The following is a 25,800-nucleotide window of genomic DNA, read 5'->3' on the forward strand; positions in this document are numbered from 1 at the left end:
CAGCAAATGATGTATTATTACAGAAGCAACAGAGTTTCTACTCGGAGGACACTTATGTATCAAACCCCAAATTCGCGGATTACGACAGTCTCCGCGTTTAAAAAAGAATTGGCTTCTATGGATGTATCGCAGCCAGTCACAGTAACCCAAAACGGGAAGCCGTTATATGTGGTTCAAGATCCGGTTCAGTTTGAAATGCAACAAGAACAAATGGCATTGTTGCGCCTGCTGTCTTTTGCTGAAAAAGACATAAAATCTGGACGAATTGTGTCATCTAGTGAACTACGAAATAATTTACGGAACTTAGCAAACGGTGATCATAAATAAAATTGCATATACCCAGACATTTGAAAACCAGCTTCATGAACGCTTTAGCTATTTAACCAGACATATCGGTGCAGAAGCATCTTGGGAGATTCTGGAAACCTTTTTATACAATTTTGAAACTCGTGTTCTTAAATATCCTAAAAGTGCTCCGCTATGTGAGGAAACGGCTGATATTGGGTTAACCAGCCACCATGACTATGTGGATACCAAATTGCAACTGCGAGCAATCTACAAAATAGATGAAGCTAACCATACCGTAATTGCTACACTGTTCCTAAATACACGACAGAGTTTACGCCAAGCACTGATCCAATATTGCCTGCGTAGAGACTGAACTTCTGACATTCCATTAGCCAAAAGGGAGAGCAATTTTTGCTCCCCCTTGTTGTATCAATTGAAAGTATCCTTCAACTGTTTAATTTAACAATTCTTGTTTATTAGATTGCAGCACTACCCTAACTGCTTACGAGCATTACGGAAAATTCGCATCCACGGGCCATCTTCGCTCTACTACTTTGGCTATTATAAATTTCTGACAGAGTGTTTTGGGTATTCTGTAAAAAATATATTCAAACTTAAATTAGTAAGAAAAAATACCGTTTTTTGACATTTTTTAGATAAAACAACCACAAAAATATATAATGTACATTCAACTTAGACTATATTTTTATGAATACTATTTAAAAATATCTTAAAAATTCCTTAAAAACACCCCAAATAAGTATTAAAAACACCCAATTTGTTCTTATTTTGCACAATACCACCCCGCACTGTTGTTTAATTCAACTATTGGAGTTGTAAATTTCATTTTATACTCTAGCATTATTAGAGAGTTCCCACCTATATAGAGTTAAAAGTAATATTCATTATGCGACAATATAGTTAAGAAAATTTTATTAATTATGAAAAGGTAAACAGAAATGAAAGTTATTGTTATTGGAGCAAGCGGTACAATAGGAAAAGCAATCTCGGAAGAATTAAAACAAAATCACGAAGTCATTCGTGCCGGAAGAAATGGCTTAGATGCTGTAGTTGATATCACTTCCGTTGATAGTATTAAGAGCATGTATGAGAGAATTGGAAAAGTTGATGCTGTAGTCAGTGCAACAGGTAGCGCACATTTTGGATCAGTTTCAGAATTAACTCCAGAGTTAAACGAAATAGGAATAAACAGTAAACTTAAAGGCCAAATTAACTTAGTACTGTTAGGAATGGACTATATTAACGATGGTGGAAGTTTTACTTTAACAACCGGAATTATAATGGATGACCCTATCCGACAAGGGGCATCAGCAGCTATGGCAAATGGTGGTGTCAAGGCATTTGTAAAATGTTCAGCAATTGAAATGCCAAGGGGAATTCGCATAAATAGCGTTAGCCCTAATGTCTTACAGGAATCATTGGATAAATACGGTGCATTTTTCCCAGGCTTTAATGCTGTCCCTGCTAGCCGTGTAGCACTTGCTTTTAGAAAAAGTGTCGATGGAGCTCAAACCGGACAAAACTACGAAGTTTATTAATTTGGAAAAAAGAATATTAATATATAGTCCTAAAAGATTGTATATTTATATTAGTTAGCTATCAAACAGCTAAATTAAGTTATCTCGTATTCAAACTGCCTGTACCAGTTATTCCCATCAGGATAGGCAGTAAATATTCTATATTTTACAAAGTATACACTACAATAAAGGTACGTTTATGGCTAAAATATATGAGTTAATCGTTATTGGTGGTGGATTGATTGGCCTTTCCACAGCATATAATGCAACATCCTTTTTTGGAGGACACACTGCATTAAACGGAAAAGATGTTCTCGTCCTAGAGCAATCTTCATTCTTTAATCAATTATCTAGTAGCGCAGAAGCTTCCCGTCAGTTCCGCTTTCAATACAATAATGACTTTATGACCCAATTGGTTATTGATTCTGTCCCAGAATGGGAACGACTCCAAAAACAAACAGTAACTAGACTTATTTCATATGTTGGTAGCCTTTGGTTTGGAGATCCAACAATCCCAACAACCGAAGGAGGAGTTAATTCTGCCATTAATACAATGAAAAGAATGGGTATTCCTTATCAATATTTAACCGCAAAAGAAATTGAAGCTTGGTATCAATTTAAAAATATACCTGATGATTATGTCGGATTTTTCCAATCCAACGGTGGTATTATTAATTTACCTGCAACTTTAAGAACCCTCTATAATATTTCTCACAATAATGGAGTACATTTTAAAGATTACAATTCAGTAACAAAAATTGAATCAGATGGCTGTAATGAAGTAATTGTAACGACAAATAAAGAAATATATCACAGCAAAAAAATCGTTATGGCCGTTGGTCCATATACCAATAAATTAATCTCGCCTTTGGGTACTACACTTAATTTAGAAATCTGGGATATGGTTTCTGCATATTTTCGTAAAAAAAATCCCGGAATAAACTATCCAACATGGTTTGCATTCCAGAAACCTAATGCTAAAAATAGTAACTTATATTATGGGTTCCCTGAGGCGCCTTGGAAAAACCCAAGCTACATTAGAGTAGCGCCAGATTATCCATTCAGAATTTATGACAGTCCAGAGCAACGAATACCGCCAACAAAAAGTGATTTTGAAGGTACAAACCAGTGGGTTAATAACCATATGAAATATCTTGACCCAGAACCCAAATTTACATCTACATGCATGTTAGCAATGCCAAAGGATGACAAACCTTTCTATTTAGATTCGTTACCAGGTCATTCAAATATTGTCATTTATACCTCTGGATGGGGTGCTAAATTCACGCCATTACTTGGCAAGATATGTGCCCAATTAGCTATTAATGGCCATACATTTTATGACGTAACTCCATTTAAAATCTAATATTAATATATAAAAAGGAAACCAACATGACTAATTCAAGAATTGAAATGGATCAAATTTCATATAAAGATGACAGCCAAGATGGACTATCTATTGATGTCGCTATAATAGGAGCCGGTGTATCTGGCTTATATGCTGGATATCGTTTATTGACAGGTGAATTCTCAGATAATATTCACTCTCCCTCTTCAGTTCATATCTTCGATTTGGATGATCGTATTGGTGGTCGTCTACTTTCTATTAAATTACCAGGGACAGATATCATTGGAGAATTAGGTGGCATGCGCTACATGACTTCTCAAAAAATTACAACTACTCTGATCGAAGATATTTTTCTACTAAATTATAAATCATTCCCATTAGGCAATCCCAACAACCATTTCTATTATTTTCGTAAACAACGCTTTAAAGGTAATGCATGGGATATTGCACAAGACAATAACCAAGAATTCAAAACGCACTATTATCTCAATAAAGATGAAGAAGGTTATAGCCCCAATCAATTATTTAACAAGATAATTTATGATGTCCTAACAGATGATCCATGGTTTATTGAAAAATATGGAGACTCAGTGAAAATAATAAATAAATATACTTATGAGTTCAAGATAAGATCTCGCCAATGGGATGATATAAAAATTAATTTATCTTACTATAAAAAGAATAGCCCTTATAATGGAATGAAAGTCCGAGAAATTGGATTTTGGAACTTAATAAAAGATCGAATTGGGCAGGAAGGCTACTCTTTCTTAGCTGATTGTGGCGGATATTTCTCAAATACAATAAATTGGAATGCCGCAGAAGCAATGCCTTACATGGTTGGCGATTTTTCATCAGATAACGTTGAATACAGAACCATAGAAAATGGATATGATCAACTCGCCTATGCGTTAGCGAAGAACTATAATGAAACTAAAGGCTCTCAGTTATGGATGAAAAATCAACTTGTAACTTTTAAGAAAGATTCAAATGGAAAGAGGAATTATGCTCTTAATTTTTGGAATAAAAAGGGAAAATATTACTGGACAGTCTATACTGACAAGATAATTTTAGCTATGCCAAGATGGTCTTTAAAACTTTTAGATCAGGAGAATTTTTTCTTCGATAAAACAAAAGAAAATAAACTACAAAGCAATATAGACTCAGTATTTAGTGAACCTTCTTTTAAACTATTAATGGGATTTGAATATCCGTGGTGGATAAAAGATTTCGGAGCAACGGCAGGAGAATCAATTACAGATCTACCTATACGTCAGTGCTATTATTTCGGCACTGATCCTAAAAACTCACACTCATTGTTCTTAGGCAGTTATAACGATATGCGTACAGTTACCTTCTGGACCCCCCTCCTACAGCAGAAATATCATCAAAGTTTTAAATTTGATGATATAAATCCTGATAACAAATATCTGCAAAAGTTTAAACCACATTCTACTAAATTGGTATCGAAAGAAAAAATTGAGCAAATATCCGTGCCAGGTAATGAAGCTTCTAAAAACTTAGTTGATGAAGCTATAAGCCAAGTAGAAGAACTACATGGTATAAAGATTCCACCCCCGTATATTGCACGAATTAAAGATTGGTCTCAAGATCCTTATGGCGGTGGCTATCATGCCTGGCATGCAGGAATCCATGTTAATGAAGTAATGCCCTATATGCGCCGCCCTATATGCGATGAATCAATTCATATTATTGGAGAAGCTTATTCAAGTCAGCAAGGATGGACAGAAGGAGCGTTTTGTGTGACGGAAAATCTTTTACAGGAGTGGTTTAATTTAAAAAGACCACATTGGTTGGCTGATGATTATTACCTAGGATGGTAATACAATGTTTAAAATAGACTGAGTTTTATTTCTTACAGTCCTATTTTTGCATATATACCTTAAATAGGTTTAAGAGCAGTCAATTCAAAAGCATGTAGGTTCAGACTCGTTTTTTTAAGTTAGAAAATGTAGTCAATTAATCCAGTTATCACCTCCAATAGGAAATTTATTGGACTATGATGCTTCGTATGTTCTATTTAATGAATATTTTTTGACTAATCAAATACAGTTTCAAAATGAATTGGAATAAATAAAAAAATGGCTTCAATTATGATTTCTCGTCAGTTACGGAATGAAAAATCTCAATGAAGCCAACGAACACTGTCAGCCGGAAAAACCGGCTGACACAATTTATACACTGGGATGCTTACCCTAACTGCTTACGAGCATTACGGAAAATTCGCATCCACGGGCCATCTTCGCTCCACTCCTCTGGATGCCACGAGTTATTCACCGTGCGGGATACCCTTTCTGGATGAGGCATCATAACAGTTGCCCGGCCATCAAGGCTGGTAACTGCGGTAATGCCATTCACTGAACCATTTGGGTTAGCCGGATAGTTTTCCGTAACCTGACCATAGTTATTCACATAACGCAGCGCCACTAACTGGCTGCTTTCAAGCATCTCAAGATGCTGTCTATCTCGGAATTCCACTTGCCCTTCCCCATGAGAAACCGCAATCGGTATACGAGAATCGACCATATCTTGCAAGAACAGTGACGGACTGTCAGCCACTTCCACCAAACTGAATCGTGCTTCAAAGCGCTCTGAACGGTTACGTACAAAACGCGGCCAATGTTCTGCACCCGGGATCAACTCCCTCAAGTTAGACATCATCTGACAACCATTACAAACACCAAGCGCCAATGTATCAGGTTGTGCAAAGAAAGCGGCAAATTCATCACGAACACGCTCATTGAACAGTATTGATTTCGCCCAACCTTCACCCGCCCCCAACACGTCACCATACGAGAAGCCACCACAGGCAACCAGTGTCTGGAATTGGCTCAATCCAATACGTCCAGACAACAAATCACTCATATGAACATCAATCGCCTCGAAACCTGCTCGGTGGAACGCCGCAGCCATTTCAACATGGGAGTTAACGCCCTGTTCACGCAGTACAGCCACCTTCGGCCTTACCTGCTGCAAAATGTAAGGCGCTGCAATATCTTCTGAAACATCAAACGTCAGTTTTACATTCAGTCCAGGGTCCTGATTATCCTGTTTAGCCTGATGTTCCTGATCTGCACATTCCGGGTTATCGCGCAGACGCTGCATTTGCCATGTGGTTTCTGCCCACCATAAGCGCAAGGTACTGCGATTCTGGCGATAGACTTCAGTGTTGCCGCTAAAGATAACAAAATCATCACCTGCTTTGGCTTTACCCAGATAATGTACGCAATCGGCCAGACCATGTTCTGCCAAAACGCTTTCAACAAATCCTCTATCCGATGCTCGAATCTGAACCACAGCACCCAACTCTTCCGTAAAGAGCGCCGCCAGAATATCTTCATCAAATACACTGATATCAGCTTCAATGCCACAATGGCCGGCAAAAGCCATTTCAGCCAACGTTACCAGTAAACCACCATCGGAGCGGTCGTGATAAGCCAGTAATTTTTGTTCCGAAATCAGTTGCTGAATCGCATTGAAGAAACCCGCCAATTGCTCAGCACTACGTACATCCGCGTTTTTATTACCCAGTTGACGGTAAACCTGTGCCAATGCTGTACCGCCCAGCGTGTTCTTTCCTTGCCCCAGATCGATTAATAACAACGCATTATTTTCATCAGTGGAAAGCTCAGGAGTGACTGTACGGCGGACATCTTCCACTCTGGCAAAAGCGGTAATCACCAGTGACAAAGGCGCCGTCATCTCACGCTCTTCACCTTGGTCATGCCAACGGGTTTTCATCGACATGGAATCTTTACCCACCGGAATAGTCAGCCCTAGCACAGGGCACAACTCCTCACCCACCGCTTTAACCGCCGCATACAAACCAGCATCCTCGCCAGGGTGACCCGCAGCAGACATCCAGTTAGCTGAAAGTTTAATGCGCTTTAAGTCCTGAATATAAGCAGAAGCGATATTGGTCAGAGCTTCACCGACCGCCATTCGGGCAGAAGCAGCAAAATCCAGCAAAGCGATCGGCGCACGTTCACCCATGGACATCGCTTCGCCATAGTAGCTATCAAGGCTGGCGGTGGTAACAGCGCAGTCCGCAACAGGGATCTGCCACGGACCCACCATTTGATCACGAGCAACCATACCAGTGACAGAGCGATCGCCTATCGTGATCAGGAAGGTTTTTTCTGCCACCGCCGGCAAATGCATAATGCGTTTAACAGCTTCTGTCAGATCGATATCCCGACGCTCAAGGCTTTCACCCCTCGCTTTTAATGTACTGACATTACGTAACATTTTTGGCGTTTTACCTAGCAGTACATCCAAAGGCATATCGATTGGATGATTATCAAAGTGTTCATCATTAAGCAGTAAATGACGTTCCTCTGTTGCCTCACCGATAATGGCGTAAGGTGCACGCTCTCGTCGACAAATCGCCTCAAACAGCGGAAGTTGTTCCGGCGCAACAGCCAGTACGTAACGCTCTTGTGATTCGTTACACCAGACTTCCAGCGGGCTCATTCCCGGCTCATCATTAAGAATTCTACGTAACTCAAATCGTCCACCGCGACCACCATCACTGACTAGCTCAGGCATCGCATTGGAAAGCCCACCAGCACCCACATCATGAATAAACAGAATCGGGTTGTTTTCGCCTAACTGCCAACAGCGATCGATCACCTCCTGACAACGGCGCTCCATTTCCGGGTTATCGCGTTGTACCGAAGCAAAATCCAGATCAGCATCGGATTGCCCCGATGCCATAGAAGATGCGGCCCCTCCCCCCAAGCCAATATTCATGGATGGGCCACCAAGCACAATCAGTTTTGCGCCAACAGAAATTTCACCCTTTTTGACATGTTCATCTCGGATATTACCGATCCCACCTGCCAGCATGATGGGCTTGTGATAACCACGTAATTCGCTGCCGTTATGACTGTTGACTTTTTCTTCATAGGTACGGAAATAACCCAACAAAGCCGGACGACCAAATTCATTATTAAATGCCGCCCCCCCTAAAGGGCCTTCCATCATGATATCCAGAGCACTAACGATACGCTCCGGTTTACCGAAATCCTCTTCCCACGGCTGTTCAAAACCCGGTATCCGCAAATTGGATACCGAAAATCCCACCAGACCCGCTTTTGGCTTAGCCCCACGACCGGTCGCCCCTTCGTCGCGGATTTCACCACCCGAACCTGTCGATGCGCCCGGCCAAGGAGAAATTGCTGTCGGGTGATTATGCGTTTCCACTTTCATCAGAATATGAGCCTGCTCCTGATGGTAATCATATGAACCATTTTCCGCACGGGCAAAGAAACGGCCAACAGAAGATCCCTCCATCACAGCGGCATTATCTTTATAGGCTGACAGGACATAATCAGGTGTCTGCTCATAGGTGTTTTTAATCATTTTGAACAGCGATTTTGGCTGCGTCTGACCATCAATAATCCAATCAGCATTAAAGATTTTATGACGGCAATGTTCTGAGTTAGCCTGAGCAAACATATAAAGTTCAACATCTGTTGGATTGCGCCCTAATTTCTGGAAAGCCTCCATCAGATAATCAATTTCATCCGGGGCCAACGCCAATCCAAGTTCAATATTGGCAGTTTCTAACGCACTGCGTCCTGCTTGCAGAATATCAATACGTTTTAACGGAACGGGTTGCTGACGAGAAAATAATTTCTCCGCCTGTTCCAATTGAGTAAAGACCGTTTCCATCATCCGATCATGCAGCAGTGATGACAATATTTGCCACTGTGCACCACTCATTTCATCGCTCTGGATATAATAAGCCAGGCCACGCTCCAGACGCACAACCTGGGACAGGCCACAATTGTGAGCAATATCGGTTGCTTTGGAAGACCAAGGGGAAATCGTTCCCGGACGGGGTGTGACTAACAGCAATGTACCTTGGGGTTCATGTTCAGCCAGCGAAGGTCCATATTTTAGTAATTGTTGTAACTTTGCTGAATCAACATCACTCAAAGATGCATTAATCTCTGCAAAATGAACATATTCCGCATAAATATCATTGACCGGAAGTTGCTGTTCTTGGCACACAGAAAGGAGTTTAGTGATACGAAATGCAGATAAAGCAGGTGAACCACGTAGAATTTTCATAGTAATCAATTCTCTCATCTTAGAAGCAAAGCTTAATAGATGCCTAAGGGGAAATGAGGCCATTATAGAGGATTGTAACCCATGACGAAACCGTTTGCGTGACGATTATTACAGCCAATTATCCTATCGCCAAATCATGCAAATAGTATCAATTAGGTTGCACAGCCCGTTTTTGTTCCGCAAAATGCTCAATCACTGGAAATTTAACCATAACAATATAGCGCGTTTCCACATAGCACCACACTGCGTTATACAGAGATAACCATTTGAATAATATAAAAATAAATTATTTCGTTATCATTGTTATCGCTCTTTTTTCTGCCGCCATCATTAGTCTGAACATCAGTTGGCCGAATAAACAGCAGGAGCAGATTAACAGGATCATTACCAGAGGAGAGCTACGGATCAGCACCATTAGCTCACCTCTGATCCATCTTACCGGTAAGAAAGAACTAAATGGATTTGATTACGAACTGGTACAACGCTTTGCTAATTACCTTGGCGTCAAATTAGAAATCAAATTTAGAACAAATATCAATCAGTTATTTGATGACCTGGAAAAGGGTGAAGCTGATTTTCTGGCCGCCGGCCTGACTTATCATCAAGAAAGGCTGGATCAAACCCGCACAGGTCCAGCCTACTATTCTGTATCCCAACAACTGATTTATCGCAAAGGAACTCCACGCCCCCGCTCTTTTAAAGACTTAAAAGGTAAACTACTGGTCGCTTCTGGTTCTGCTCATGTCAGCACATTGAAAGAAATGAAAGCGAGTTCCTTCCCTGAGCTCGAATGGAAAGAGACACAGCAATATAACACTCGTGAACTACTGGAACAGGTATCAGAAGGTAAACTGGATTATACGTTAGGTGACTCGATTAATGTCGCGTTGCAACAACGTACTCACCCTAATTTGGCCGTCGCTTTTGATGTGAGTGAAGATAACCCACTGACATGGTATTTAAAACGCATTGACGACTACAGCCTTTACGCTGCCATGCTGGATTTTTTCAGCCAGCTAACGGAAAAAAATGTCATGCCACGATTGGAGGAGAAATACTTTGGTCACGTCCACTCATTTGATTATTTCGATACACTCTCTTTTCTAAGTGCCATCGATAATATTCTGCCTACCTATCGGCCACTATTTGAAAAATATTCCGGTGATATCAGTTGGCAACTCCTCGCTGCCATTGCCTGGCAAGAGTCTCATTGGGACCCACAGGCAACCTCACCCACGGGTGTACGTGGCCTGATGATGTTAACCAGCCAGACGGCTAAAGGGTTAGGCGTCGTTGATCGCCTTGATCCAGAGGAAAGTATTAAGGGAGGGGCTATCTATCTGCAAAATCTAATGAAACGACTACCTGAAAATATCCCTAAAGATGAGCGCATCTGGTTTGCACTGGCAGCTTACAATATGGGTTATGGACATATGTTAGATGCCCGCAAACTGACGGCATCACAGAAAGGAAATCCCGATAGCTGGCTCGATGTCAAAAAACGGATTCCACTATTAAGCCAGAAAAAATATTATACAAATACCACCTATGGCTATGCCCGTGGACATGAAGCTTATCGCTATATTGAAAATATTCGCCGTTATCAGCTTAGTTTAGTCGGATATTTACAGGCCAAAGAAAACCGGAAAAAATTAATTCCCCAAGAAAACCAACCAAAATAAAAGTAAACAAATATAAGGCCCTAAGGAGTCAATTACAGCCATTATATATCCTCAGTTATATTATGTTTGACAGCTAATTCAGCTAACCATACTAAATTCGTCAGGACACTATCTCTCTCAAAGGATAAATCATGATTAATTTAGACATTAACGAACAAAACAAAATTATGGTCGTCAGCAGCCATGTATTTAGCCCGACGACAGCGAATGGTCGTGCTTTTACAGAGTTAATAGAAGCATTAAAAAAGAACAATTTCGCTGTTATTCTGGCTGCTACATTCCAAGATGGCATCGCTACCGTTTCTTCTGACTCCTCACTATGCTGTATTTTTGTTGATTGGACTTCAGGAGATAATAACTATGAATCTCATAAACAAGTCTTAGAATTACTGAAAGAAATACGCAGACACAATACAACCATTCCGGTATTGTTGACCGCGGAATATTCCAGCATCGACACACTGACACTTGAAGTCATGGGATTGGCAAATGAATTCGTCTGGATGCTTGAAGACACGGCTGGATTTATCGCCTCTCGCGCCAGTTCGCTAATTAAGAAATATTATGCTCAATTATTACCGCCTTTCACTCGTGCATTACTTCAATACACCCAAGAATCACCAGAATATTCCTGGACTGCTCCTGGGCATCAAGGCGGTGTTGCACTGACTAAGACAGCGGTAGGAAGAGAATTAATTAATTTCTTTGGGGAAAATTTATTCCGAAGTGATATTGGCATAGAAAGAAAAATACTTGGATCACTGCTAGATCATACAGGTGCAATTAAAGAATCAGAAGAATATGCCGCAACGATTTTTGGTGCCCATCAAAGCTATTGCGTTCTTAACGGCACTTCGGGTTCTAACCGTATTATCATGGGTGCCATTATTGGTGAGAAAGAGATTGTTATATGCGATCGCAATTGCCATAAATCTATTGGACAAGGTTTAATCATGACTGGCGCTTTGCCCGTATATCTTATTCCTCAACGCAACCGCTATGGTATTATTGGCCCCATTCCCAGAGATCAATTTCAACCAGAATATATCCAACAACTCATTGATCAACACCCATTAAAAGCGATCGCGATAGACAATAAGCCTGTTTATGCGGTCATCACCAACTGTACTTATGATGGAATATGTTATCACGCAGAACAAGCCCAAGATTTACTAGCAAAAAGTGTTGATCAAATTCATTTTGATGAGGCCTGGTTTGCTTATGCGCGTTTTAATCCTATGTATAAACATCGTTACTCAATGCGTGATGACCCAAATGATTTTGACAATAATGGCCCGACAATATTTGCCACTCAATCCACGCATAAGATGTTGGCAGCGCTATCACAATCATCCTATATCCATATCCGCAATGGTAAAAAACCCGTTGAACATTCCCGTTTCAACGAGTCTTATATGATGCACTCCACAACCTCACCGCTATATTCGCTTATCGCCACTAATGAAATTGGAGCGGCCATGATGGATGGCCCGCAGGGGCAAAGACTGATACAAAACGCGATTAATGAAGCCGTAGACTTCCGTCTGACATTAGCAAAAACCCATCATCAATTTAAACAAAAAGATGATTGGTTCTTCTTACCCTGGAATGCCAGAGAGATTATCAGCGCAGATAGCGGTAAATTAATTCCCTTCCATGAGGCAAACAGAGAACAATTGGCAACAGATCCTGCCTGTTGGGTATTAAAAGAGGGAGACAAATGGCATGGATTTACCAATCTATCAGAAGAATGGTGCCTGCTAGATCCAACAAAAGTCGGTATTTTATGCCCAGGAATGAATGATAATGATGAATTGCTGGAAAATGGCATTCCAGCCGAAATTCTTTCCGCTTATCTCAGTCAGCATGATATTGTGCCGGCACGTACCACCGATTTTATCGTTCTTTGCCTGTTTTCTATTGGCGTCACCAAAGGTAAATGGGGAACATTGATCAATGTATTGTTGAATTTCAAGAAACACTATGACGCTAATACTTCACTTAAACAATGTTTGCCAAAACTCGCGAAGCAATACCCTGAATATTATGAAAATATGGGGCTCAAAGATATTTCGGATAAAATATTCGGGTATATAAAAGAATATGAAATAGATATTGAGCAAAAGAAATCATTTAGCCAATTACCTGAGATAGTGAAACTCCCCCGACAAGCACACCTTGATCATATGGGAGGCCGCACTGAACATATACCACTTAATAAACTAGCAGGGCGCATATCTGCTGTAAGTGTCATTCCTTATCCACCAGGTATACCCATAATCCTACCGGGAGAACGTTTTGGTGATGAACATGCCCCACGGTTACAATATATTCGCCAACTCGGTGAATGGAATAACAAGTTCCCCGGCTTTGAAAAAATTCTGGAAGGCGCAGAGATGATAAACGGCGAATACCATATATGGGTACTAAAAGAGTGAATCTTGATTTTCTTCCTGCTGTTTTCTGGCGGCTTTTAATGCCTTATGTTGCAGCCGACGTTGTTTGAAAAAAGCACTCAACATCGTCGAACATTCCTCAGCAAGCACGCCACTGGTAATATCAATTTGATGATTCATGCCAGGATGGCGCAATATATCAACCAAAGAACCTACGGCGCCAGTTTTCATATCACTGGCGCCATAAACCAGCCGCTGTATTCGGCTATGTATTATAGCACCAGCGCACATAGTGCAAGGCTCAAGCGTGACGTATAAGGTGGTATTTATCAAACGATAATTTTGTAACTGCTCTCCCCCTTTGCGTAACGCAATAATTTCAGCATGAGCGGTAGGATCATGCGCGATAATAGACTGATTCCAACCTTCCGAGATGATTTTATTATCAGCAACCAATAGAGCACCAACAGGTATTTCCCCCTGCTCTTGCGCTTTCATTGCTCGTTCTATCGCCTGCTGCATCCAATATTCGTCACTATAGATTTCAATCACTGCCATATCTCATTTGATTACATCAGGGACAATTATAACGATTTGTTTTACCTATTTTCCAGATATATTTACTTATCATTCCATTGAAAATATATCGGAGACCATTTTATCTACTTTCTGTCACTGTAATATAGCCAAAATCAATTCACATAATGTATTTTAAAATAAAACAAATAAAGCCGAAATAAATTCGGCTTATTTTTATTTTTCAATTATTAATTAATAACCGATTGCGAAATAATCTCCATATACATAAGTATCATTAGCAGATAACTTAATTTCACTTCCATAAGCGTTAACCGTTCGCGCAGCAACCCAGGAGTTAAAAGTATTCAATGTCCCGTTAGGTGCTGCTGACATCGGAAATATCCAATCACCAACAGGTGACATAAAAACCTTCAGACAACCATGCTTAAACGGTGTTGGTAAAATAACTTTGTTTATCGCTAATGGCGTAAAATTATGTCTTCCCCATTGAAGTATTAATCCACCCGGCAGTTGTTGATAACCATTATGAGATAAACTACCGGGGAATTTTTTGTTCGCGTGACACTCTAATGAATCAGCAAAAGTCTTATTAAGTGTTGCCAAATCACCATTATCCAAAACATCCTTTCCACACTGCGTGGACATAAAATTAGCCACGACAGAGGCTATTGTTGATGATTGTCGTAATGCCTTATTTAACACATGAGTAGTAATACTTTCTGGAGGAAACCCAGTTTGTAAATTCTGACTTTCTTCGTATCTTTCTTGACTGACTACATGAGCGTTATTACCAATAGAAAATGCTTTAAAATCATTCTTATTACTCATTTATCCACCTTACAAAAAAATAATAGTTTTCATTCAATAAAAACTTATTTACATAGAAATTTTCAAACACAAAGATAACATCAATGTAAAAACAAGAAATGAATCTATTTTAATCATTATGTTATTAAAGAAAATATAGCAAAATAAACCAACACCACCTCAGCAATAATAGCATTACATATATCCGCAAAAACAAAAAAAATAGCCCACATTTCTGTGAGCTATTTTTATTTCTACGACAATTATTTTGCTAATTTACAGCGAACTAATTAGGCAAATTTCCCCTTACCAATAGTGACATCGGTCCATGCCGTGGCAACAGCCACGCTCGCCTTACTGTCCAGACTTTCAATAAAACCATTATCGCCCGCTGTCGGGGAAAAACTACTCATTGCCTGAATCAATGAATCCACGGCATTATCTGACAGTGCCGTAAATTCACGTTCGCCTGACGCCTCCTTATCACTCATCAAAGCCACCAATTTGGCGCGATTGCCATTAAAGTAATCATTAAAGGTGACTGAACCCACCGATTCAAATTTCCCCTGAGCCGTGTCGGCCTGAGTATGACGGTTCACTGACAGCACCAAATCATATCCACTGCGCTGGAACCATAAGTCTTTCCAGTCAACACCATTAAACAAGATCATATCTTCTGCGTTGATATCGTTAACCCGGTTATCAATCACTTCTGCGCCGACCACAAAGCTATCGACACCGGCTCCACCCTGGAAGCTGTTCTGATAACCGCCCAGCACTAACAAATCCTGTCCATCACCGCCGTTAAACTGGCTGAACTTCGAAATCGCAGCGGCTATCAAGTGATCATCACCTTCTCCGCCATTAATCACCGCATGGTAGCCCATCAGCTTAATCGTATCATTGCCGGAATAACCGTCGACCCGGTTGTCATTACCAAACACTCTGGCAAAGTCATCACCTTCACCTAAATCAACCCGGTTGTTATTGCCGATGGTCACCGCGTAGTCCTGACCTGCCCCAGTATCCACCCGGTTATAGTTACCGGAAGTCACGACGTAATCCTGTCCATTACCGACATCAATCAGGCCGCCTTCGCCAAAGACAAACGTCTGGTCATTCCCTTCGCCCATAAAGACATGGTTAATCCGTCCGGCTACCACGGCGGTATCATCGCCATTTCCGCCAAACATCCAGTTCTCACGCCCCATTAGTACGCCCAGATCATTGCCTTCACCACCCGTAAAGATATTGGATGTGCCTAGTGAGTAATAAACATCATCACCGCGACCGCCCCAGAAGTTGTTGTTATCACCCAGATAAGCGCCAAGATCTTTACCGTCACCGCCCCAGTTGAAGTTATAGTTCCCCAACGAGATATGGATATCGCCATCCCCTTGCAAATGACCGCTATTACGCAGGAAATCAAAGGTTTTCTGCTTCATATTAAGCAGATCCGCTGTCAGGTTTTCTTTCAGGTTAGTCACTAGCAACTTCATCTCTTTTTGCTTATCTATGCTAAACATCGTTGCAAACAGGTTAGGCAAATTAAAGCCAAATGCACGTTCTGCGTTGCTATTAGCTTGAGCGCTATTTCCGTTGATGCTAACCGCAGCGCCTTGTTCCTGATTCTCATCCGGCGCTTTCTCTTTCAAACCATGACTTTCCGCAAATGTCCTGACCCCATCTTCTCCCGCTTTGATGCCGGCCGCCAAACTCTCCAGCAATTTCTCCGGGTTGGTGAAGGCTGCCAGTTGATCACCGCCAAATTCCTTTATCACTTCCAGCATCTCTTTTAGCATCGCCTCGCCATCAACAGGCTTGCCCGTGCGGGAAACAATACGTCCATCCGCGGTGTAATCCACACCAAAAATATCCGCCAAAGTGGTATCCGCCCCCACCTCCGATAATCGGCCAAGCAGCTTATTCTGAAGCTGACGCGGTAAGTCCTGCGGGTTGTAAGTAAAGGTTGTTTTTGCCATACCCGTTGCCGAGTATTGCTGGGTCATCAGACCAAACAGCGACCCCAGGTTGGTATCCAAAATTGACTGAATATTGTCACCGAACGTAAAGTTCCAGTTACCGGTCGTAACCTGAATATCCGCTCCCCGCCCGCCAACAGCAAAGTTGAAAGCCAGCGTCTGATTAGCCCGACGGAATTTATCTGCCCGACTCATTTTGCCCATTTCAATGCTATTGCCATTTTCACCTAACCACTGATTAAATTTCTTATTCAGGGCTGATTCGGCGTCATTCTGCAAACCACGGCTGCTACGTTCATGTTGTGAGTCCAAATCAAGCAGCGTTTTGTAATCCACGCTACTGGTTTGGTCTAAACCAGACATATCACGCACAAACTTCTTCGCGCCGGCAATGGTCCACTGCTGCTCTTGTGCCGCTAACCAATCCTGCGTTTCACCGGAACGGGCAATACCTTTCAATACGTCAGCAATACGGGCAGCACCATCAAATGGATTGACCAATGGCGGCGTTGGGATGGATTTATCCATCATCACAATCAGGTCATTACTGCGACCCTGGTTGAAACTGACATTACGGTTACCGATAAACATCTGCGCCCCTTCAAGCGCCTGATAGCCGCCTATATCAAAACTATGTTTGCTATCACCATGACCAATGTGAACCATCACATTGTTGTCACCGAAAGCCAGCGATTTAAAACCACCGGTTCCCACTTTAATACCGACGTTCGAGGTTCCCCAATTCAGCGCCGTAAACTCGCCTTCACCGACATCCACCTGGATATTACCGGCGTAACTGAGCTGATGAGGCGAGTTATCGCTGGCGTTAACCTTTTCACGCTTTTGCGGCTCCATGAAAATTTCTGTGTTATCTGCAATTTCCCCTTTAGTAACCAAATCAGCCTCCGTGTACCCGACTTTAGAGAAGTCGATATCGCTTTCAGCAATACCACGACGAACCTGTTCGGTATGCGTTATCAGTTTATTCTCAGCATTCAAACTCAATACAATTTTGTTATCAGGCGAGTTGTTAACCCATTGGTTATTTTCGTCACGGGTAAATTTACGGCCTGTTGCGTCAACCGCGACTTCGCTACTACGGGCTGACACATCACTGCGAATACCTTGTTTATCCAACTCAGTAATAAAGCGACGCGCAAAGCCATCCCGTTTATCATCACTCATCAGTGAACAACCCACCAGACTGATATGATCGGGTTTGCTGATGGCTTGTTCGCCCAGCTTAGCCGCCTGATAAAACTGCTTTAATTTCGTCGCCAATTCATCAGCGCTGTAACCACTCAGACGAATGTTATTTTGCTCTGACGTATCACGACCATGACCGACCACCTGCCAACGTAATTTATTTGATAATTTAGACAGATCACCATAAACCACACGATATTTACCGCTGGCGTCGAGTTGAATAACCACGCTGGAATCTGGGTGTTTACCCGCCAGATTAGCGGCGGCTCTGGCGGCTATCGGCTCATCTTCCATCTGAAGAATAATCTGACCATCAAAGCGGGTTTCACGACCATCAGTCTGTGGCACCACGTCCACCGTTTGCCAACCATCAACGGGCTTTTTCAGGTGACTATCGTCGATAATAGTCGGCTCTACCCCTTTATTTTTGCCAGATAATCCCTCTAACTCTTCCACCGCAGGGCGGCTTTGTGGTTTTACCACCGCATACTTCTGATAAAACTCTTGAGTTTCTTTAAACGCGTTATCCAGCGCCTGATTGACCCACACCTTACCCGATTCCCCAGCAATCTCTGCCAGATCCTGATAATTAGCCGTGTAGCTGTTCAGTATCTGCTTACGTTTTCCCTCATCAGTTGCTTGTAGTGCCTGATAAACCACCAGACTTTCGTTGACAGAGTGACCCCCATCAAATACCAAAAATGCCAGCGTATTGAGATAGCTCTGCCCGGTTGGGAAGTTGGGTTGCTTGCTGGCAATATAGTCATTGAGGTGAACCATGATATTGGTCGAACCAGATGCGCCAGTTACCACAGACTGGCCTTGTGCCAATGCATTACTCTCAAATGCAGTTTCCCGTCCAGGGGTCAAGATTCGACCTGCCGCGACCTTTCTGCCATACAAAAAGTCGTCATGTTTATTATTCGCAGGTTGGTAGGGCAACGCCGTGCCATAATCATTGGTCTGCTTTTCCGTAATTTTTACTTTGTACTTAACATCCTCCGCATTCGTCCCGGTAGTCAGTTCAGTACTGGTTGAACGAGCTTTGGTGATCACGTTCAGATAGAAAGAATCCCCTTTTCTCTTCCAGTCAGCAACATCCATCCCCATTCCCGGTGTGGTCGCCATTTTTACTGCCAGAAATGGCACTTTAATCACAGAAAAACCATCATCAACCTGGGTCATCATGGTCTTGAAATTAGCAAAAGTCGGATCGTCCAAGAATGTCGTCACCTCAGGCACCCGGCTGAACCAAGGGCGAAAATCCTTATCAATAGCCTCGGCAAAAGATTTCATCTTTTTATCAATTGCCTCGTTACGTTTCTCGCCTTCAGGGTAAATATCACCTATCCACCGCCCAAAATCTTCCACCAAGAAGTTACCTGTTCGTTCAGCGGTATTTTTCGCCTCCGGTGAAGCTGTTTTCACCAGCTCATAAGCCAGTTCAGAATCAAAATGGCGGCCAAACAGGTTATCAATATATTGTCCAGTGGCCTTCTCTTTGTTGGCATCAGTCAATAGCTGTTGAGCCAGCGTGTGCAATTCAGGATGTGCTTGCAACTGGGCAACAGCATCCTTAAATAATTCTTTGGTTTTCTGATGTGTTACTTGCCCGGTAAGCCAAAGTTCTCTGGCGCGTTCAATCAGCGGCTTACCTTCTGGAATCGCTTCCTGTTGCAATCGGCTGACGAAAACGATAAGGCTTTCGCTTTCGGTCTTAGGCGCTTCCCGCTCCGCAGCGGAGTTAATCTGGGTTAATGGCTTAATTTGTACATCAATGAGACGATTAATTTCGCTTTGCGCAATATCGCCTTTCAGGCCCACCACACGGCCAAGCCCATCGAACGATACCTGCTGTCCAAACTGCTCAACCTGCTCAGGGGGCACAGTGATACCCAAAATCCCGGCTGACTCCGCTCTCTGGGCCTGAATGTGTGCAACCAGCTCACCCATCTCAAAACGTAAACTTTTCACCAGCTTACTACGTTGAGCGAATTCCTTGGGATCATGCTGCTGCCAATGAGCCAGTGCTTGTTCAAGCTGCAATACATGCTGTTCATCGGGCCGTTCGACGGTACTGTTAAACGCCTCACGCACGGCCACCAACGCCTTACTAGGCAAATCGGTATTTATCGAACCAAGGCGTCTTTTAGTCGAATCAATAAACCGTTTGTCCTTCTTCTTCAGTAAGATAAGTTCTAATTTTTTAAGTACAGAAGAATGAGATCTAGGGTTATTTCCCCCTAGTCCTTGCAGATCAATACCTGAAATCGTCGGCGCTTTTCGGGTTAATTCTCTGGATTCATTTACGGTTGATTTCACCGTGCCATCGGATGATGTTTCGGTAAACATTGACATGATCGAAGCACTGGTATTTCCTGAACGAATCCCTTTATTAAGCTGTAACCGATTGACTGCCTGTTGCGCATTATTCAAAGCAGCCAAATCTTCTGCTGTTAGTGCCAGATCTTCACTGATCCAACCGTCAGGTTCAGCTTTTGATGCAGGATCGATATGACTCTTCGATTTCTCCACCTTAATCGGTGTATAAGCTTCCCCAGACAAACCGCTGCCCGTTGCCCCAGAGCGATCCGGTTTAGCATTATCAGCCTGTTTCACGCTTTTTGCATTCTTCCGCGCCTGTGTCGTTTTATTTTCCGCCGCTGTACTATCACTTTCACCACGCTGTTTCGCTTTGTCATACGCGGTATTGGCGTCACTCACCGCTTTATCGGCTCGTTGTTTCTGTAATAATGCCTCTTCTTTTCTCTGCTCTGCTTTTTTCTCAGCGTCTGCAATATCGTCGTCTGCACTATCTAGATTCTCAGCGCTTTTCGTGAAACCTACTTCTGATTTCTCAATGGCTGTTATTACTGTTTCTCGTTTATCAATAAAGTGCTGCTGTGCATCAGCTAATTTTTTCTGTGCAGTCAGTTTGGCATCATTTAATTTATTCTGGATATTATCCAGATATCCACCAGCAAACCGATTACGCCACTCATCACCTGATTTGCCATCATAATTCCCATAGTTATTAAGCTCGCCCATACCTTGAGTCAGGGAGAATAGTTCTTCCGTGACTCCCCTAGACTCTTCACTTATTGCATCACGCTGTACTTGACCATTGGTATTCAGTGCTGCCTGATTGGTTGATTCTAGTTGGCCTTGTGATTTTGAAATCGTTTTAAGCTGTTTATCTTTTTCTTGTTCCAAACGATGATGGTTCATCTCCGCTTTTTCTTTATCGCTTAACGCATTTTGCGCGGCTTTATCCTGCTTCGCATGTCTGACAACCGCATCAGCGTGTGGTGATGCCTGATCCTGAGCTGAACCAACATTATCTCCAATCTGCAAGGCATCCTGAATAACCTGAGTATCAGGCGTTTCTACCGGGGTTATTGCGCCACTCAAGTTGTTAGCCAGATCCGAACTCACTTCATCAATTTTATCCATCTGGAAGCCATCAATGGCGGAAACTTCGGTTAAATTAATCGCCCCTCTGCCTTTATTAACGCCAGAAGTATTTGCCTCATCACCACGAATCAGATAATTAATCGCCTGGCTACCCTCTACATTGAACACAGTTTGTTTAATGTTCTCAAACAGAGAAGAGAGATGACGACTTTGTGTGTTGCTCTCTGCAATAGAAAGACTGTAGAAATCACCATTACCCACCTTAATCGCCACATTATTGCGGGCATAAGAGGCATTGATCCCCAAGCCATCACCAATATGAATATTGGCATTACCTTTGCCTTTCATGATCGCAACATTGAGACCATTTCCAACTTTGGTATTGACGTTATATTCACCCCACACCGCGTTGACTGAAACTCCGTCACCCACTTTGGTATTGACATTAAAATCGCCATGCGTCGCCGTCACGCTTAAACCATTCCCCACCGTAGTGGTGATATTGGCTTTACCCTTTGCCGCGGTAACCTGCATACCATCACCCACTTTGGTGACGATATTGCCTTTACTCCACAACGCATTAAAGCTGTCACCGTTACCGACTTGAGTCACAATGTTGGCATCGGCTTTAGCAAGTACCACATTATTCCCATCGCCTACCTTAGTAATGACATTAGCTTTGCCCCAGGCTCCCGTGTAATCATCACCGTTACCAACGTGGGTGATAATGTTAGCATCGCCCTGAACTACCGTGACTTCTCGCATTCCGCCCACTTTGGTAATGATATTCGCTTTGCCTTTCGCGAAATTGTAACGGTCGCCATCACCAACATGAGTCAGGATATTAGCCTCACCCCAAACGGCGTTAATCCCTGTACCTTCTCCCACTTTTGTTATGATATTGGCTTTACCTTTAGCGAAACCAACGGTTGTGCCATCACCAATGTGGGTCATGATGTTACCCACATCGGAAATAAGCAGGCCGACCGTCGTCCCACTACCCACTTTCGTCAGAATATTGCCTTTACCTAATAGCATGGCAGCCGTCGTTGATGCTCCCATATGAGTAACAACGTTAGCCTCGGCCGCTGCCACCACTCCCATAAAACCCTTACCCATTTTGGTGACAATATTGGCTTTACCCAGTGCCAGTACGCCAGTTAAACCGTCGCCATAATGGGTCATGATATTCGCTTCGCCAAACATTGCCGCCAGCGTTGTCCCGTCACCTACTCTGGTCATCACGTTCAACTCACCGGCAAACAAGCCAATGCTGGTGCCATCACCTACATGCGAATAGATATTAGCTTCACCAACCATCAAACCGAGCGCCAAATCATTGCCCGCTTTCGTCAGGATATTGCCCTGCCCGATCATCGCGGCAAAGGTTGAGCCATTACCGACATGGGTCATCACATTGGCCTCACCGATCATTGCTGCCAAGGTCGTCCCATTACCCACTTTGGTTGCAACATTACCTTCCGCCAGCATCAGGGCAACGCTCATCCCATCCCCAACGTGGGTAAACACATTGCCTTCGGCTACCATCAGTGCCAGCGCTTTACCATCCCCGACTTTGGTAAAGATATTACCCAGCCCCCCCATCAACGCCCATGCATCCCCCTTGCCAACATGGGTAAAGATATTGCCGACCCCAATCATGGCCGCAATTGCGGTTCCATCTCCCACTTTAGTAAAGATGTTACCTGCTGCTCCCATGACCCCTAATGTCTGATCATCGCCAACATGCGTCAGCACATTACCCATCCCAAGCATAATACCGGTAGTATCACCATTGCCTACTTTGGTCAGGATATTGGCACCCCCCAACATCACCCCCGTCGTACTTCCATGACCAATGTGAGTCAGAACATTTGCGCCACCGCCCATCAGCGCAACAGCATCACCTCTTCCCTTTTTGGTGAGGATATTGGCACCGCCCAGCGCAATTGCTGTGGTGTTTGATATTTCATTATCACCCGTAATATGCGTGATAATGTTGGCTCCCCCGAGCATGCCGGAAACCAGATTATCTCCGCCAAGCTTGGTCAACACATTAGCTCCCCCCAAAAGTAGCGAGGAAATACTCCCTTTACCTTTTTGGGTCATGACATTAAAACCGCCGGCACCTAACCAATTCGCGCTGCCATTACCTATTTGGGTATGGGTGTTATACCCCCCCAACATGATGACCCGGCTGTCGCCATTACCTTGGTGGATTGAGATATTACCAATCGCCAAAAGATGAGCCAGATACCGTCCATCACCGACACGCACCAGAACGTTTGCCGCACCGCCGGCGTAAACATCCATTTCCCCACTCCGGCCTTGGTGAACAAGGACATTCGCCAAGCCTGCACCACGGAATGTCAGATTGCCATCTATGCCACTTTTTTCGATGATATTGGCAGCACCTGCGCCTTCAAAATGCGTATTACCCGATCTCGAACTATGAAGAATGATGTTAGCAATCCCATCACCTTCAAAATTAACATTGCCATTTATTACACTGGATTTAATGAGGTTTCCGCCACCCATACCGCTAAAATTAACGTCACCGGAGCTATCACCGATACCCGAAGATGATTTCACCAATTCCTGACGGCTATATTCTTCAATATGTTCTAAATGCTCAGAGACACGACGTACAGTATCGACTTGATATTTAAGGTTAGTGAGTGAATATCCCCCCACCTCCATCGAGCTATAACCATTTGCGCGTGAAAAATCTTCATTGGCTAAATCACGGGTATGGTCGCCCGCTTTATACCAGGCACTGGCATAATATTTCAGCTCGCCGGTTTTATCATCATTCTTCAATTCCACCACAACCACTTTGGTATATGACTCGACATATTTGGCATAGACATAAGCATTTGATCGACGATTCGATTTCACCGCCGAAACATCCAATACCGAACCATTAGAATGGATTGAACGCCCATGCATTTTTGCATCAATCAGCTTGATATCTTCTGCTTTAGCGGTGGTTCCGCCGGCATAAGTCACCCATTGATTTTCTCGCAAATCTTCTTCGACAATATGCTGAATAGTAACGGGTTGATGATGTTCAAAGATTAAATTAAAAAGACGATAATCACCATCATTGCTTATATCATCATATCCATTCTCTAAAGAGATATTTTCCGTAGCAAGATTTGCGAGTTGATTACCATTTTTACGCCATGAAGTGGCGTAATAACTCAATTTATCGGTTTTAGGATCATTTTTTAGCTGAACTTTGCTGATCTTAGTATATTTTCCGTCAGCAAACGCAAAGAGATAAGTATTGGGTTCAATCGTTGATTTAATAGCAGTTACTTGCTGAGGCTTCTGGGCTCCCATCTTCGCCGTTATTAATACAATTTTCTCCGCGCTAGCGTATCCCAAAGCTTTATTATACGAATCGCTATCCTCACCCATTCTTGATATTTCATTGTAACCACCGGCACCGGAGAAACGGATATTACCATGAGCTATATCAGAATAAATTTTGTTATAACCACCGGCACCTTCAAATTCGATATTACCGCGAGTCTGTTCATATTTATCTTTACTATTTCGCAAACGTTCAATGCGATTTGATGCTCCAGCACCCTGAAAGATAATATTGCCTTCTCTCCCTTTACGAATAATGTGGTTATCAACCCCAGCACCAGTGAAATTAATATTACCGCTTTCCACCCGCGAACTGATGCTATTTGCTGCCCCTCCACCAACAAATATCACATTTCCCTTGCTTCCTTCATAACGGTCATGCCAGGTACGGTCAATTTTATTACCCGCCCCTGCGGCATTAAAGTTTAAATCCCCCTGATTAGTTTCGTGCCATAATCCGTTATAACCACCGATACCTTTAAATGCCACATTACCGGATTGACCTTTACGACTGAGGTTATTATAAGCGGCCGCCCCAGAAAAGTTTAGATTACCGCTGCTCCCTCGGTGATCCATGGAAACACCACCCGCCGCGCCAGCAAATGAAATATTGCCATTACCGCTTTTATCAATACTTGCGTAACCCGCAGCACCATGTACCTTCAGATTACTGTCAATATCCACTATTTTTAGATATCCGGCAGCACCCTCTACAGCCTTATCGCCAGAAGTGGCATGGATTGTTGTCTCAAGCGCACCAACGGTAATATTATCATTCCCTCTTTTGGCATAAATCTCCCCTCCCAATCCAATAGCAACAATATTATTCCCACCATCATCATCGTAATATTTCCCAGTAATGAAAAATTCCGCACTACGGTTTGATGATTTCCCCATAAATAATCCCTTAATTAAGTTTAGGTTAAATATACCCGTTATCTTTCAAGCTGCCTCTTTGTTGGCTGCACGCACTCACCCCGGTCACATAGTTACCTATGCTCCCAGGGATTCGCTCCCTTGCCGTCGCGATGCAACTTGAAATCCATAGGGTATGGAAAACTACTGCATCTGACAGATACAACAGTTGTTTTGAAAATCTAATTTCCCGTGGATGATACAAACCCC

General features: G+C 42.8%; 12 protein-coding genes. 7 read left to right on the top strand and 5 right to left on the bottom strand.

What is annotated here, in order from left to right; translation table 11 throughout:
- Positions 1 to 54: 54 nt before the first annotated feature.
- From LGZ98_RS01230 to LGZ98_RS01250, 5 genes are all read left to right on the top strand, one after another.
- Positions 55 to 327 (top strand): type II toxin-antitoxin system Phd/YefM family antitoxin, encoded by a 273-nt coding sequence (locus tag LGZ98_RS01230; RefSeq protein ID WP_113043752.1) that lies wholly within the window; start codon positions 55 to 57, stop codon positions 325 to 327.
- A complete protein-coding gene (locus tag LGZ98_RS01235; RefSeq protein ID WP_113043753.1) occupies positions 314 to 661 on the top strand; it encodes a type II toxin-antitoxin system RelE/ParE family toxin in 348 nt (115 codons plus the stop codon). The genes LGZ98_RS01230 and LGZ98_RS01235 overlap by 14 nt, the downstream gene beginning before the upstream one ends.
- A 586-nt stretch (positions 662 to 1,247) precedes the next feature.
- Positions 1,248 to 1,847 (top strand): short chain dehydrogenase, encoded by a 600-nt coding sequence (locus LGZ98_RS01240; protein ID WP_113043754.1) that lies wholly within the window; start codon positions 1,248 to 1,250, stop codon positions 1,845 to 1,847.
- 178 nt (positions 1,848 to 2,025) lie between these two features.
- Positions 2,026 to 3,192 carry an FAD-dependent oxidoreductase gene (locus LGZ98_RS01245; RefSeq protein ID WP_113043755.1) on the top strand — a complete coding sequence of 389 codons (1,167 nt, stop codon included), beginning with the start codon at positions 2,026 to 2,028 and terminating at the stop codon, positions 3,190 to 3,192.
- A gap of 26 nt (positions 3,193 to 3,218) precedes the next feature.
- Positions 3,219 to 5,015: a flavin monoamine oxidase family protein gene (locus LGZ98_RS01250; protein WP_113043756.1), complete on the top strand. Its 1,797-nt coding sequence runs from the start codon at positions 3,219 to 3,221 to the stop codon at positions 5,013 to 5,015.
- 367 nt (positions 5,016 to 5,382) lie between these two features.
- Here LGZ98_RS01250 and purL read toward each other — a convergent pair whose 3' ends face one another.
- Entirely contained in the window at positions 5,383 to 9,270 is a 3,888-nt protein-coding gene (gene purL, locus LGZ98_RS01255) for a phosphoribosylformylglycinamidine synthase (RefSeq protein ID WP_262977594.1), read from the bottom strand.
- A 266-nt stretch (positions 9,271 to 9,536) separates the two neighbouring features.
- On the opposite strand from purL, the gene mltF reads away from it, so the two are divergent.
- Both mltF and LGZ98_RS01265 read left to right on the top strand, forming a co-directional pair.
- Entirely contained in the window at positions 9,537 to 10,952 is a 1,416-nt protein-coding gene (gene mltF, locus LGZ98_RS01260; protein WP_113043757.1) for a membrane-bound lytic murein transglycosylase MltF, read from the top strand.
- 131 nt (positions 10,953 to 11,083) lie between these two features.
- Positions 11,084 to 13,390 carry an Orn/Lys/Arg family decarboxylase gene (locus LGZ98_RS01265; RefSeq protein ID WP_113043758.1) on the top strand — a complete coding sequence of 769 codons (2,307 nt, stop codon included), beginning with the start codon at positions 11,084 to 11,086 and terminating at the stop codon, positions 13,388 to 13,390.
- Here the strand turns inward: LGZ98_RS01265 and tadA are convergent.
- From tadA to LGZ98_RS01285, 4 genes are all read right to left on the bottom strand, one after another.
- Positions 13,379 to 13,906, bottom strand: a complete 528-nt coding sequence (gene tadA / locus LGZ98_RS01270; protein ID WP_113043759.1) for a tRNA adenosine(34) deaminase TadA — start codon at positions 13,904 to 13,906, stop codon at positions 13,379 to 13,381. The two genes, LGZ98_RS01265 and tadA, sit on opposite strands and share 12 nt — an antisense overlap.
- Positions 13,907 to 14,119: 213 nt before the next feature.
- Entirely contained in the window at positions 14,120 to 14,716 is a 597-nt protein-coding gene (locus tag LGZ98_RS01275; protein WP_228901497.1) for a gp53-like domain-containing protein, read from the bottom strand.
- A 269-nt stretch (positions 14,717 to 14,985) separates the two neighbouring features.
- Positions 14,986 to 25,572: an MARTX multifunctional-autoprocessing repeats-in-toxin holotoxin RtxA gene (gene rtxA, locus LGZ98_RS01280; RefSeq protein ID WP_262977595.1), complete on the bottom strand. Its 10,587-nt coding sequence runs from the start codon at positions 25,570 to 25,572 to the stop codon at positions 14,986 to 14,988.
- A gap of 25 nt (positions 25,573 to 25,597) precedes the next feature.
- Positions 25,598 to 25,795, bottom strand: coding sequence for a hypothetical protein (locus tag LGZ98_RS01285; RefSeq protein ID WP_146748126.1), 198 nt, complete (start codon positions 25,793 to 25,795; stop codon positions 25,598 to 25,600).
- Positions 25,796 to 25,800 lie beyond the last annotated feature (5 nt).

It is taken from the genome of Photorhabdus kayaii (genome assembly GCF_025384895.1).
In the GTDB taxonomy this organism is placed as follows: Bacteria; Pseudomonadota; Gammaproteobacteria; order Enterobacterales; family Enterobacteriaceae; genus Photorhabdus; species Photorhabdus kayaii.